Source organism: Enterobacter cloacae complex sp. S2 (assembly GCF_015159675.1).
Taxonomy (GTDB): Bacteria; Pseudomonadota; Gammaproteobacteria; order Enterobacterales; family Enterobacteriaceae; genus Enterobacter; species Enterobacter intestinihominis.
On record NZ_JADDTS010000004.1, the window covers coordinates 76,868 to 91,080 of the forward strand.

Annotated in this window: 10 protein-coding genes; 7 read left to right on the top strand and 3 right to left on the bottom strand. The window is 56.1% G+C overall.

What is annotated here, in order from left to right; all coding sequences use genetic code 11:
* The first annotated feature begins 26 nt into the window (after positions 1 to 26).
* A complete protein-coding gene (gene treC / locus IPZ49_RS03320; RefSeq protein WP_063146633.1) occupies positions 27 to 1,682 on the top strand; it encodes an alpha,alpha-phosphotrehalase in 1,656 nt (551 codons plus the stop codon).
* A gap of 134 nt (positions 1,683 to 1,816) precedes the next feature.
* Positions 1,817 to 2,563 carry an oligogalacturonate-specific porin KdgM family protein gene (locus IPZ49_RS03325; RefSeq protein WP_063146634.1) on the top strand — a complete coding sequence of 249 codons (747 nt, stop codon included), beginning with the start codon at positions 1,817 to 1,819 and terminating at the stop codon, positions 2,561 to 2,563.
* 8 nt (positions 2,564 to 2,571) lie between these two features.
* Here the strand turns inward: IPZ49_RS03325 and IPZ49_RS03330 are convergent, their stop codons facing one another.
* Positions 2,572 to 3,231 (bottom strand): MurR/RpiR family transcriptional regulator, encoded by a 660-nt coding sequence (locus tag IPZ49_RS03330; protein ID WP_022646872.1) that lies wholly within the window; start codon positions 3,229 to 3,231, stop codon positions 2,572 to 2,574.
* A 179-nt stretch (positions 3,232 to 3,410) separates the two neighbouring features.
* On the opposite strand from IPZ49_RS03330, the gene IPZ49_RS03335 reads away from it, so the two are divergent.
* The 5 genes from IPZ49_RS03335 to nrdG all read left to right on the top strand — a co-directional run bounded on the left by IPZ49_RS03335 (position 3,411) and on the right by nrdG (position 11,067).
* The gene (locus IPZ49_RS03335; RefSeq protein WP_074134716.1) at positions 3,411 to 4,808 is read left to right on the top strand and encodes a PTS fructose transporter subunit IIC; all 1,398 of its coding nucleotides are present in this window, start codon (positions 3,411 to 3,413) and stop codon (positions 4,806 to 4,808) included.
* 10 nt (positions 4,809 to 4,818) lie between these two features.
* A complete protein-coding gene (locus IPZ49_RS03340) occupies positions 4,819 to 7,416 on the top strand; it encodes a glycoside hydrolase family 38 C-terminal domain-containing protein (RefSeq protein WP_063146635.1) in 2,598 nt (865 codons plus the stop codon).
* Position 7,417: 1 nt separating this feature from the next.
* Entirely contained in the window at positions 7,418 to 7,990 is a 573-nt protein-coding gene (locus IPZ49_RS03345; protein WP_063146636.1) for a PTS sugar transporter subunit IIA, read from the top strand.
* A gap of 368 nt (positions 7,991 to 8,358) precedes the next feature.
* Positions 8,359 to 10,497 carry an anaerobic ribonucleoside-triphosphate reductase gene (gene nrdD, locus IPZ49_RS03350; RefSeq protein WP_022646868.1) on the top strand — a complete coding sequence of 713 codons (2,139 nt, stop codon included), beginning with the start codon at positions 8,359 to 8,361 and terminating at the stop codon, positions 10,495 to 10,497.
* A 105-nt stretch (positions 10,498 to 10,602) separates the two neighbouring features.
* On the top strand, positions 10,603 to 11,067 hold the full coding sequence (gene nrdG, locus IPZ49_RS03355; RefSeq protein ID WP_022646867.1) for an anaerobic ribonucleoside-triphosphate reductase-activating protein: 465 nt from the start codon (positions 10,603 to 10,605) through the stop codon (positions 11,065 to 11,067).
* 32 nt (positions 11,068 to 11,099) lie between these two features.
* Here nrdG and IPZ49_RS03360 read toward each other — a convergent pair whose 3' ends face one another.
* The gene (locus tag IPZ49_RS03360) at positions 11,100 to 13,010 is read right to left on the bottom strand and encodes a transcription antiterminator (protein ID WP_023305322.1); all 1,911 of its coding nucleotides are present in this window, start codon (positions 13,008 to 13,010) and stop codon (positions 11,100 to 11,102) included.
* Between the two features lie 19 nt (positions 13,011 to 13,029).
* On the bottom strand, positions 13,030 to 14,166 hold the full coding sequence (locus IPZ49_RS03365) for a lactonase family protein (RefSeq protein WP_063146637.1): 1,137 nt from the start codon (positions 14,164 to 14,166) through the stop codon (positions 13,030 to 13,032).
* Positions 14,167 to 14,213: the final 47 nt, after the last annotated feature.

Consider the following 14,213-nt stretch of genomic DNA (forward strand, 5'->3'; position numbering starts at 1 on the left):
CCCCTTCGCATTTGCAGGAACGTACTATGAATACCCTTCCTCACTGGTGGCAGAACGGCGTTATCTATCAGATTTACCCAAAGAGTTTTCAGGATACCACCGGCAGCGGCACCGGCGATCTGCGCGGCGTAACGCAGCGCCTTGACTACCTGAAAACCCTTGGCATTGACGCCATCTGGCTGACGCCGTTTTATATCTCGCCGCAGGTGGATAACGGTTACGACGTGGCGAACTACACTGCCATCGACCCGACCTACGGCACGCTGGACGACTTTGACGAGCTGGTTGCCCGGGCGCATGAACGTGGCATCCGCATTGTGCTGGATATGGTCTTTAACCACACGTCCACGCAGCACGCCTGGTTCCGTGAGTCGCTGGATAAAGCGAGTCCGTACCGTGAGTTCTATATCTGGCGCGACGGTACGCCGGACGCGCTTCCCAACAACTGGCGCTCCAAGTTTGGCGGCAACGCCTGGCGCTGGCATGCCGAAAGCGAGCAGTATTATCTGCATCTGTTCGCGCCGGAGCAGGCGGATCTCAACTGGGAAAACCCGGCGGTGCGCGCCGAGCTGAAAAAAGTGTGCGAGTTTTGGGCCGATCGCGGCGTGGACGGCTTGCGTCTGGACGTCATTAACCTGATTTCAAAAGATCAGGATTTCCCGGACGACACCATCGGCGACGGTCGCCGTTTCTACACTGACGGGCCGCGCATCCACGAATATCTCCAGGAGATGAGCCGGGATGTCTTTACGCCGCGCAACCTGATGACGGTGGGCGAGATGTCCTCCACCTCGCTGGAGAACTGTCAGCAGTATGCGTCGCTCGACGGGCGCGAGCTGTCGATGACCTTTAACTTCCATCATCTGAAGGTCGACTACCCCGGCGGCGAAAAGTGGACGCTTGCGAAGCCGGATTTTGTGGCGCTGAAAACCCTTTTCCGCCACTGGCAGCAGGGGATGCACAACAAAGCCTGGAACGCGCTGTTCTGGTGTAACCATGACCAGCCGCGCATCGTGTCACGCTTTGGTGACGAAGGGGAACACCGCGTGGCGGCGGCGAAAATGCTCGGCATGGTGCTGCACGGGATGCAGGGCACGCCGTATATCTATCAGGGTGAAGAGCTGGGCATGACCAACCCGCATTTCAGCCGTATCACCGACTACCGCGACGTAGAAAGCCTGAATATGTTCGCCGAACAGCGGGCGAACGGCCGCGATACGGATGAACTGCTGGCGATTCTGGCGAGTAAGTCACGTGATAATGGGCGCACGCCGATGCAGTGGGACGCCTCGCACAATGCGGGCTTTACCGGGGGCGAACCGTGGATTGGTGTCTGCGAAAACTACGAAACCGTGAACGCCCGCGCGGCGCTGGACGACCCCGATTCGGTGTTTTACACCTATCAGTCGCTGATTCGCCTGCGCAAAACCCTGCCGGTGCTGACGTGGGGGGATTATGAGGATCTCCTGCCTGACCACCCTTCCCTGTGGTGCTATCGCCGTCAGTGGCAGGGGCAAACGCTGATGGTGGTGGCGAACCTGAGCCACGAGCGCCAGCAGTGGCAGCCCGCCCCCGCAGAGCGAGCATGGCAGGTGGCACTCAGCAACTATGAAGAGGTTCCCTTCCGACCCGATACGTTGCTATTGCGCCCGTTTGAAGCTATCTGGTGGGTACAGGAATAAACCTCAGGAGATACAGCATGCTGTATCTCTTTTTTTATGTTTAGCGATACGCTAAATGTACGACGATAACTTTTACAATATGGCGCACTCAAAATAAAAATAGCCTGCCAATTAAATAACCTCGGCAGGATATTATGAAAAAGACAATTATTAAAGCAACGTGTATTAGCGTATTATTATTGAGCACGCAGGGATGGTGCGGAAATACGTCCGTCGATCTTCGCTTTGGTCATAATACACGCTCAGATGTAAATGATTCACGTATTAAGGTCATGCATCAGGCGAATAACGGTTTTTACTTTTCCGTTGAAGCCGCACAAAACCATAACGATACGTTTTTTGGTGATACCGACAGATATAATCCCGACGACAAAGGGCTAACGGAAGCGGCACAGGAAATCGAAACGCGCTGGCGTTTTGATCTGGGAAATGGTTTCGCCGTTGCGCCAGGGATGGTAATCGTCTTCACCACCAGCAATACGCATTACCGCCCTTTTATTCAGGGCTGGAAAGCATTCGATAACGGTCTGAATCTCTCCGCCCGCTACCGCTATAACACCGTCAATGACGCGCACAGCGATAAAGAACTCGACGGCAGCGGTTATACCCGCCGCCAGTCACACCAGTTCGACATTTGGTTCGCGTATAACATCGGCAAATTCGGTATGTCCTACAACCCGCGCTTCCGCTGGCAGGATAACGTCGATCAGGGAACCGGGGATGACACCTACTGGGAGCATACCGTCGCATTCAACTACAAGCTCGACGACGGCTGGACGCCTTACGTCGAGCTTGTATCGCTGGATAAAACCTATATCAACGATGACGGCAACCATGAAAATGATTATGCCGTACGTCTGGGAATAGTTAAGCAGCTCTGACGGCCTGACTACACCGTATCGTGCTGTAGCAGCCTGCAGCCGATACGGTCCACGGCACTCAACAGTTCAAGCTGACCTTCCCGCTGATACAAAGACACTGCGTTAATGTCGATTGGTAACGGCCAGCATAGCGTTGAGATCGACACCAATGTCGACCCCTGACGGGTAATCGCAATAATCTTCAACCCTTTGCGCAGCGCGTTACGCGCCATTTCAATCAGCGACTGCGTCTCCCCGGATTTACTGATCAACACCAGCGTCCCCTTCGATACCCGCGTCAGCTGGTGCATGTCATTCAAAATAAGGTGCGGCAGGCTCGCCAGCGACAAAAAGCGCGACAGGTAGTTGAGGCTGGTGAGCGAGGCTCCCCGTGCGTACAGATAGATATGGCTGGAATGCGTAAGCAACCTGGCCATTTCTGTCACAATATCATCCGCCTGTGACCCCATGTCGGGGGCGGCAGGTGCAGGCGTAAAATGGTCGCGTAAAAAACGGTACCGAAGCTCGGTATAGCTTTTATAGCCCATTTTTTTACATACACGATTAACGGATGTTGTCGTGGTAAAGGTGTCACGGGCAATCTCTTTTGCCGATATATTAGAAATATTATATGCATGATGCTGAATGTATTCAAATATCAAACGCTCACTTCCCTGGAATGAATTCATCTATTACGCCCCGTTTAATCCCAACATGATATTAACACAACAGAGAAATAGTCTCTGGAAGGCGCTTCACACATTGCATTTACGCGTATCACGATACGTAATTAGTATTAGCAAACATTAAAAACTGTTTTAGGTTCTCTTTATACTTCCCCTGTTTTCACATTCAGGGAATTATGACAATGACGAAACAAAAAGTTGTCGCGGTAACAGCCTGTCCAACAGGCATCGCACACACCTTTATGGCGGCAAATAAAATTATTGCATGGGCTAACGAGCACAATATTGAGGTAAAGGTCGAAACGCAGGGCAGCGATGGCGTTCAAAACCGCTTAACAAAACAGGATATCGCCTCCGCCACGGCCATTATTCTGGCAACTGACGTTCCCATTCAGGATGCCGAGCGTTTTGAAAACCTTCCTCACCTTCAAACCCGCACACAAGAGCTGATCAAACATACCGATCGCTATCTGCGTCGGGCGCTGGCCATGGAAAAAAACGTCACCACTGTCGCACAAGAAGACGATCTCCAGCGTTCGGCTTACCAGATTTTTATTGGCCATATTATGGCGGCCATCAGCTATATGCTGCCGGTCGTGGTGATGGGCGGGCTGATGATGGCGACGGCCAAAATTACCGGGCAGTTTATTAACATCGAACATTCGCCGTTCAGCGTGCTGGATAAAGTGGGCTTTATGACCATTAAGTTCATGTATCCCGTTTTTGCGATGTATCTGGCGTTTTCCATTGCTGGTAAACCCGCGCTTATCCCCGGGCTTATCGGCGGCATCATGTCAGACGAAGTCTATAAGCGCTTCTTTGATATCGAAGGCTTTATGCCATCCGGCTTTTTTGGTGCCATTGGTATCGGCTTTTTTGTGGGCTATCTGGTGCGCTGGCTCAATGATTCGATTCACGTCCATCAGCAGCTCACCACCATTAAAACCATGCTTGTCGTCCCACTCATCACCGGCATTACGCTGGTGATGGTCATGGAATATTTGATCAACCCGATTTTTGGCTCGCTTAACCAGCTGATGGTGGTCTTTTTTACCTCGGCAGGTGACACAGGACGCGGGTTCTATTCCGCGATGATCGCCGCAGGTACCGCGTTCGACCTGGGCGGTCCGGTCAACAAGGCGGCAGGCTCGGTCGCGCTCGGCCTGAATGGCATGAGCGAGACGTTTGATTTAACCGCCCGTGAACTCTCCATCGTGATCCCCTCCATCGGCGTCGGCTTTGCTGCGTTCCTCAACGGTCGCTTTGGATTACCGGATGTCTTTAGCCAGGAGGAGAAAACCGTCGGTAGCACCTCGTTGTTGCTGGGCGTGATTGGGATCTCCGAAGGCGCGATCCCGTTCATCCTGAAAAACCCACGTCTTATCCCGGTGTTCATGACCGGTGCCGTCGCCGGCGCGCTGGTCGCTATTACCCTTGGCGTGAAGCAGACGCTGCCTCTGCCAGCCGTCTGGGGCTGGCCGCTGGCGACTAATGTAGCGGGCTACCTGGCGAGCGTCGTTATTGGCGCATTGATTTGCGCTCTGGGCGTGCTCTATGTCAGCCCAAAGAACGCCAGATAAGGGGAAGGTCATGAATCAGATCCACGTCATTGCCCATACGCACTGGGATCAGGAGTGGTATTTCACCCGCCAGGACAGCATGGTGCTGGCGTCATATAACTTTGCGGACGTCATCGACACGCTGGAGCAGGACCCCGCTTACACCTGCTATCACCTTGACGGACAGATGGCGGGAGTGGAGGATTTTCTCGTCATCAATCCCGATTATCGCGCCAGGCTGGAAAAACTGGTCAGAGGAAAAAGGATCTTTGTAGGGCCGTGGTATACCCAGACGGACACCTACAACGTGCATGGCGAATCCATTATTCGCAATCTCAAGTACGGCATCTTCGCCGCCCGTAAGCTGGGGCACGCCATGCAGGTCGGGTATCTTCCGGACACCTTCGGCCACAATGCGCAAATGCCCACGATTTTGCAGGGCTGCAATATCGACAACATCGTCTTCTGGCGCGGCATCGATCACGACAGACAGGCGAAAAGCAGCCAGTTCCTGTGGCGGGCGCCGTCAGGTGCGACCGTTATCGCCTGCGCGATGGCATTCGGTTACGGCGCGGCTAAAAACATCTCCTCTGACGCGAGCCATTTGCAGGGAAAAATCTTCCCGATGGTCAATCTCCTGCGCTCGCGGGCCGGAATAAATGACCTGCTGCTGCCCTGCGGCGGCGATCAGGTCAGTATCGACCCGGCGCTGCCGAAAATTTTACAGATCGCCAGCGCACGCTCCCCTAATGAAGACCGGTACGTTATCAGTTCGCTGGAGCGCTACGTCGATATTCTGCGCGCGCGGCGTGAACAGTTTGAACTCTGGGAAGGAGAGCTGAAATCGCCGCGCTATACCCGCATCCATAAAACGATCGGATCCGTGCGCTACGACATCAAAAAGAAAAATGATGAAGTCGAACAGTTCATCCTGCGACAGCTGGAGCCGACAATCGCCATGGCGCGTCATCAGGGGCTGCCGGTGAACCTCTCGGTGGTCGATACCCTCTGGAAAAAGTTGTTGCGAAACCATGCCCACGATTCAATTGGCGGCTGCAATAGCGATGCCACCAACCGCGACATTCTGCATCGTCTGGAACAAACCGAACAGCTGTGCCATAGCCTGTGGAACCTGGTGGTGAAAACCCTGGCCGCCGCCTGCGCTCAGGAAGGCGACCTGCTGATTTTTAACCCGCTGGCTACCCCAACGCAGCGCGTGGTGATAACCACCCTGTATAGCCGGGCTGATAATATCGCCCTGACGTATCAGGGGCTGCCCATCCCGTTCGACGTCCTGAGAAGGGATATTCTGCCCGGCGGAACGGCGATCTCCCTTACCGCCGAGGGCGAGTGCGAAACGGCCATTCCCCCTTATTACCGCTGGCACGTAGCGGTAAAGACACCGGTTCTGCCGCCGATCGGCTATCTCACCGTTAACGTTGTAGATGACCGTGCGCCTTTTCAGGAGCCTGAAAAGATAAAGGGCAGCGAGATTGAAAACGCGCATTATCGACTGTCGCTGGACGCCGGAACGCTTACCCTGGAAGACAAACGCAGCGGCAGACGCATCCCCTCTTTCTTTACTCTCGAAGACTGTGCTGATGCGGGCGACAGCTACGATTTTTCGCCGCTTGCAGGCGACACACCGACGCGCTGTTCGCATTTTACGCTCGTCGACGGCGTGAAAACGAAGCTTGTCGAAAAGCTAACCGTCGAGGCCACAATGCTTCTTCCGCAGGATCTCGCCAGCCGTCAGGAAACGGCACGAACGCCGTTATCCATTCGTCTGGTCTGTGAATTACGCCATGACGATCCGAACCTGTATGTCGAGGCTTCGCTGGAAAACAGCCACTGCGATCACCGGCTACGTTTACTGATCGGCAGCGATATTCACACCCGTCACGCTATCGCCTCACTGCCCTTCGCAATCATCCAGCGCGAAACGGGATATGACGGTGAAAAATGGCAAGAACGCTATCGTGAGAAGCCCGTGGATATCGAAACCAGCGAGGGCATTATCGCTGTTACGGAACCGGGTAAAGCGCTGGTTGTGACTAGCCGTGGCATGAAAGAATTTCAGATTATCGGCAGCGAACCAGCAGCTATTGCCCTGACGATGTTTAAATCGACGGGCGTGCTCGGACGCAGCGATCTCGAGTGGCGACCGGGTCGGGCCTCCGGCATCAATAATACGGTGGTTGAGACTCCTGATGCCCAGTTGCTGAAACCGTTGCACTTTTCATTCACCGTCGCGCTGGCCGACAACGCCGACCACCTCACGCTGCGCCAGCTGGAAAATCAGGCGGCTGGACAGCCTTTTTCCTATCAACCGCAAGCGTTACACACGCTCGATAGCCGTCTTGAGCGCTTTGCGTTGCGTCTGCCCGAACGCAGGCTTCCGGCAGAATTCTCGCTACTGACCTTGCCAGAGCCGCTCATCCTTTCCGCACTGCCCCATGCGCAGCAGTTGCATGGCACCGTCTTACGCGTATTTAACGCCGGGACACAGCCGGTTCCCGTTCCGACAAGTCTGGCGGGGCTTCGTCAGATCAACTATCTGGAAGAGCCCGTGCAACCGGTAACAGCGATCTCACCTTCCGCAACCTGCGATTTTTTGATTGAGGCTTAATATGAACTTGCTGGCATTGACGCATCCCGATCGGGTGTTTATCAACCCGCCCCAACGTACGCCTGAAGCATTGATCCGCTGGCTCACCGAGCCGCTCGCCAGGCAGAATGTCATCAACGATCGAGAGGCATTTATCGAAAGCGTTTTACAACGCGAAAGTGAAGGTCCTACCGCGCTGGGTGAAGCACTCGCCGTCCCGCACGGTAAAACCGAGGCGGTTCTACAGGCAGCATTTTGTCTGGCGCTCTTTGACGATCCGATATGCTGGCCGGGGCTGGAAGGTGATGAAGAGGTGAGAATGGTTTTCCTGCTCGCCATTCCGCCAGCGGAAGCAGGCAGTACGCATATGCAACTGCTGACGACGCTGACCAGCAGACTAACGGATGAGCGGGTGCGTGAGCAGCTTCTGGCGGCGCGCACCCGGGAAGAGGCATTGTCCGTCCTGAATGCTGAAGAACCGCCAGTACAGGACGATGGCCCCGATCGCTCCTTTCTCATCCCCGTGGTGCTGGGCAGTATTGCTACCGCAGCCTTTTTACAGGCAGGGTTGAGCTGGGTCTGCGGGGTGAGTTAATCGAGCAGCGCTCAGCACAGGCTCTGCTGAGCGCTTGTTTTTGTTGAATAATTAATCAGATTTTTCCTTCATGTCTTTACAATTGCCTCAGCGCCCGCCGTTTGTACTCTCGTCTTTTTACTTTGTCCTGCATCAAAAAAATCGCAAACATGTTTGATGCAAATCACTATATGTAGCACTTAAAATGCACGCCGACCCAACATCTTGTATTTATCGTCTACTATTCCAACAACAAGACGGCGCGAACGCTGGCCGGAATTGTGGATAACACGAGCTGGGCACGCGGGAAGTCTTTGCCTCGGCGAGGAATACGCCCGGTGAATACTTCTCCACCTCTGTGGATAACCTGTTTTTAAAATGGAGTGATCATGACACCGCATGTGATGAAACGTGATGGCTGTAAAGTGCCGTTTAAATCAGAGCGCATCAAAGAAGCCATTCTGCGTGCAGCTAAAGCAGCGGGAGTCGATGACGCAGATTACTGCGCCACCGTCGCAGAAGTCGTTAGCAGCCAGATGCACGAACGCAGCCAGGTGGATATCAACGAGATCCAGACCGCGGTTGAAAACCAGCTGATGTCTGGTCCGTACAAGCAGCTGGCGCGCGCCTACATTGAGTATCGTCACGACCGTGACGTCCAGCGTGAGAAACGCGGTCGCCTGAACCAGGAGATCCGCGGCCTGGTAGAGCAAACCAACTCGTCGCTGCTCAATGAAAATGCCAATAAAGACAGCAAAGTGATCCCGACCCAGCGCGACCTGCTGGCTGGTATCGTCGCCAAGCACTATGCCCGCCAGCACCTGCTGCCGCGCGATGTAGTCTCGGCGCACGAGCGCGGTGAGATCCACTACCACGATCTCGACTACTCGCCGTTCTTCCCGATGTTTAACTGCATGCTGATCGACCTGAAAGGCATGCTGACCCAGGGTTTTAAAATGGGTAACGCCGAGATTGAGCCGCCGAAATCCATCTCCACCGCGACGGCGGTCACGGCGCAGATTATCGCCCAGGTGGCGAGCCACATCTATGGCGGCACCACCATTAATCGCATCGATGAAGTGTTGGCCCCGTTCGTGACCGAGAGCTTCAACAAACACCGTAAAACGGCGGAAGAGTGGCAGATCCCGGACGCCGACGGTTATGCCCGTTCCCGCACCGAGAAAGAGTGCTACGACGCGTTCCAGTCGCTGGAATATGAAGTAAACACGCTGCACACCGCCAACGGCCAGACGCCGTTTGTGACCTTCGGGTTTGGCCTCGGAACCAGTTGGGAATCACGCCTGATCCAGCAGTCTATTCTGCGTAACCGTATCTCCGGCCTCGGTAAAAACCGTAAAACGGCGGTGTTCCCGAAACTGGTGTTCGCCATTCGCGACGGCCTGAACCACAAGTTTGGCGATCCGAACTACGACATCAAACAGCTGGCGCTGGAGTGCGCGAGCAAGCGTATGTACCCGGACATTCTGAACTACGACCAGGTGGTAAAAGTCACCGGTTCGTTTAAAACGCCAATGGGCTGTCGCAGCTTCCTCGGCGTGTACGAGGATGAGAACGGCGAGCAGATCCACGACGGGCGCAACAACCTGGGCGTCATCAGCCTGAACCTGCCGCGCATCGCGCTGGAAGCCAAAGGTAATGAAGCGGCCTTCTGGGCGCTGCTGGATGAACGTTTACAGCTGGCACGTAAGGCGCTGATGACCCGCATCGCCCGCCTTGAAGGGGTGAAAGCCCGCGTCGCGCCAATTCTCTATATGGAAGGGGCCTGCGGCGTGCGCCTGAAGGCGGATGATGATGTGTCGGAGATCTTCAAAAACGGTCGCGCGTCGATCTCTCTCGGCTATATCGGCATTCACGAAACCATTAACGCGCTGTTTGGCGACAAGCACATCTATGACAACGACGCCCTGCGTGAGAAAGGTATCGCGATTGTGCAGCGCCTGCGCGATGCGGTAGACCAGTGGAAAGAGGAAACCGGCTACGGTTTCAGCCTGTACAGCACGCCGAGCGAAAACCTCTGCGATCGCTTCTGCCGTCTGGATACCGCCGAGTTCGGCATCGTGGAAGGGGTGACCGACAAAGGTTACTACACCAACAGCTTCCACCTCGATGTGGAGAAGAAGGTGAACCCGTACGACAAGATCGACTTCGAAGCGGCTTATCCGCCCATCGCGAACGGCGGTTTTATCTGCTACGGCGAGTACCCGAACATTCAGCACAACCTGAAGGCGCTGGAAGACGTGTGGGATTACAGCTATCAGCACGTGCCGTACTACGGAACCAACACGCCAATCGACGAGTGCTACGAGTGCGGCTTTACCGGTGAGTTCGAGTGCACCAGCAAAGGCTTCACCTGCCCGAAATGCGGTAACCACGATGCAGCCCGCGTCTCCGTGACCCGTCGCGTGTGCGGCTACCTCGGCAGCCCGGACGCCCGTCCGTTTAACGCCGGTAAGCAGGAAGAGGTGAAGCGCAGGGTGAAACATCTGGGGAATGGGCAGATCGGGTAATCCGCTGCCACGTTAATGCCCGGTGGCGCTGCGCTTACCGGGTCTACGGACCGCTCTCTTTTGTAGGCCGGGTAAGCGCAGCGCCACCCGGCGTGGTTATTCGCGATGAACTATCACCAGTACTACCCCGTCGACATCGTCAACGGCCCCGGCACCCGCTGCACCCTCTTTGTATCAGGCTGCGTTCACGAGTGCCCCGGCTGCTATAACAAAAGCACCTGGCGCCTGAACTCGGGTATGCCGTTTACCGCTGAGATGGAAGACCGCATCATCAACGACCTGAACGACACGCGCATTAAACGTCAGGGGATCTCGCTCTCCGGCGGCGACCCGCTCCATCCGCAAAACGTGCCGGCGATCCTGAAGCTGGTAAAACGCATCCGCCGCGAGTGCGCGGGAAAAGACATTTGGGTCTGGACGGGTTATAAGCTGGATGAACTGAATGCGCAGCAGAAGGAAGTGGTGGATCTGATTAACGTCCTGGTCGACGGCAAGTTCGTGCAGGATCTAAAAGATCCTATGCTTATCTGGCGCGGCAGCAGCAACCAGGTTGTGCATCATCTGCGTTGAATGAAGGCGGATATCCGCTGTCCGCCTGAACGTCAAAACCGACTCACACTCTCCATTGCCTCAGCCTTAAATGCCGCAAAGTCTTCGCACTGGCACAGGCGCGCCATCGCGCGTTCACGCAGGAAAGTGACAAAAATATCGTAAATCGCCATTGCCTCTTCGTACTCGCTTTTGCTGATGGCGAGCAGAAAAATGACATGGGCGGTTTCATCTCCCCACTGAATGCCCTGCGGCGCCAGCACGGTGTAGACCACCGTTTTTTGCGCCAGCAGGCCGAGGGAGTGCGGCAGCGCGATGCCGTCGCCGAGCATAGTGCTGACGATAGCTTCACGCTCGATAACCGATTCCAGAAATTCCGCACCGACAAAGCCTTCGCTTTCAAGCTGCCCACACAGTTCGCGGAACAGCGTTTGCTGGTCGACAGGCTTGTCGAGAATGCGGAAATGGGCCGCGTCGAAGTATTTCTCCAGCATCCACGGACGGGTACGGTCCACCAGCACCAGCTTGCCGATCTGCTCTAACTGATAATCGGTCGGGAACGGGGCGATTATCACCACCGGTTTGGATTTTTCGCTCACGCGAGCGGTGGAGATCACGAAGTCTTCGCCGATGGCATCGGCAAGTTCGTACTCGCGCAGGGTGAGCGTGCGCGTCACCTCAATCTGCGGGTATTTGCGCTGAAGCACCGCCTCGATCATGCGCACCATCGCGTTACCGGCGTCACATACCAGCAGCACGCGCGGCTGACGCTGGTAGCCGATGTTGTAGTGGCGCTCCAGACCGACACCGATATGCAGCACCAGAAAACCAATTTCGTTTTCGCTGATCACATACGGCGTGTATTTGCCCCAGCTCGACACCGCCGCGAGGGTCATATCCCACGCCATCGGGTAGTGCTGCTTGATGTTATCCAGCAGCGGATTGGGGATCATGATTTGATACCGCACGCGGGTAATCATGGTTTTGATGTGCGTGAGCAGATCTGCATGCAGTTGCTCGTCGCTCAACAGGTTGTAGTTATAGTGGGTGTTGATGTAGCGCAGGATATAGTTGACCAGGGCTTCGTCGTCGTCAGCATTAATGGCGCTGGGGGCGATCTCCTGGATCTGCCGCGCCGCAATGTGCACGCACAGCCAGCTCTCTTCCGATGGTGAAAGCGCTTTGCCCGCCAGCTCCTGGATAGCCACGGCGATATCTTTCGCCGCCTCGCGTACGTTCTCTTCCACGTCTTCAGCGTGGAATTCCGGCAGCGGATACCCCTCGCTGATGCGCCGCACCGACACCGCGCAGTACAAGCGCAGGAACAGCTCGCCTTCATCGGTCAGGCGAATGTGATGGCGCGTCAGCGCGTCGTGCAGGACAGGGACCATCTTTTCCGCCACGCCCGCGTTGAGCGCCACGTCGGTCACCAGCGGGTTCAGGCTATCCTGCTGCGCCAGCTCCCACAGGAGGTCGGTCAGGCAGGCGCGGATCGCCATCTCGCTGCCAAACAGCTTCATGCCGTGGCGCGGGCGGGTTTCCAGCGTCAGGTTGTAACGGTGAAACCACTCGCGTACTTCCACCATGTCGCTCTGCAATGTGGCCCGGCTGACGAACCATTCATCGGCCAGATCCTCCAGCTTGAGGGAAAAGGCTGACGTCAGAAAACGCACCACCAGATAGTGCACACGCTCCGGTCCGGTTCGCGGAATACGCAGCGCGCGCGGGTGGGACGACTGCAATTGTTGATAGCGCACCACATCATTGATTTTGAGCTGATAGCCGTTGCCCCGGCTCAAAATGAACTGCGCGCCATGGCTGGCCAGCAGCGCGTTCAGGGCGGTGATATCCGCCCGGACGGTTCGCGTGGAGACCGACAGCCGCTGCGCCAGCTCGTCCTGCGGCAGCGTCTCGTTTTGCAACAGATCGAAAAGTTGTGCTAAACGTTGGTTCGGAAATCGCACGTCGTTGTCCTCTTACTGCTCAGGGTGAAATGACCATCTGGGATGGGCTGCCGACCGGGGTATAGTCTGGCTCGGCGCTCAGCTTGCCGTCCGGCGCCACGCGGAAACGGGTAATGTTGTCGCTGCGCTGGTTCATGACGTACAGCCATCGCCCCTGCTTATCAAGCGTCAGGGTGCGCGGATAGTCGCCCCGCGTCCAGACATCGTCCTGATGTGTCAGCGTGCCCTCCGCCGTTACGGTAAAGTGCCCGATGCTGTTATGCAAACGGTTAGCGACATACAGCTGTTTCCCGTCGGCGCTTAGCGCCAGCCCGGCAGCAAAACTGGTGCCTTTATAACCGTCCGGCAAGGCTGAAACCGTTTTACCCTCTTGCAGCCTGCCGTTGCTGTCCAGCGCATAATGGGTGAGCGTAGAGGCTTCTTCGTTAATCAGCCACAGGGCATCCCCCTTCGGCGTAAAGACGAAGTGGCGCGGCCCGGCCCCTTTTGAGGATGCGCTTATAAACGGCGGATCGTTCGGGGTCAGCTTTCCGGTTCGATCGTCAAAACGGTACTGATAGATGCGATCCAGCCCCAAATCGGTGGAAAAAACGTATTTCCCGCTCGGATCGGCGGCGATCATGTGCGCGTGAGGGCCGTTATGATCGCTGATGGCGAAACTGCCCTCGACGGCAGCTTCCGGCTTTGCCGCGCCCGGTTCGCCTTTGTCCTGATGGGTGTCCGTAGCATCGCCCAGGCTGCCGTCTGCGTTAACGGGCAGCACCGCGATCGATCCGCTGACGTAGTTCGCCACCAGCAAATGTTTGCCGTTCGGCGTCAGGGAAAGATACACCGGCCCCGCGCCGCCGGAGGCCACCTGATTCAGCTCGCTCAGCGCGCCGTTATCGCCTATTCGCAACGCCTGCACCACGCCCTGCTCCACCTCGCTTGCCAGGTAGAGCGTTTTGCCGTCGTGCGAGACGGTAAGCTGCGCAGCGTTCGGGAGTTGGCTCACCAGCGTTTTGTTATCGAGCGCGCCGGTTTGCGGGTCGACGGTAAAACGGTACAGCCCTTCGCCGTTGGGATTATAGGTACCCACCCAGGCGTATTGCGTCTGGGCGACAGCGGCGGTGGCGAGCATTGAGAGTGAAGCGACAAGCAGGGTACGGGTGTGCATGGTGGCTCCTTCGGGTGTGTGCGGTGTGTTTCCCCTCACCCTAACCC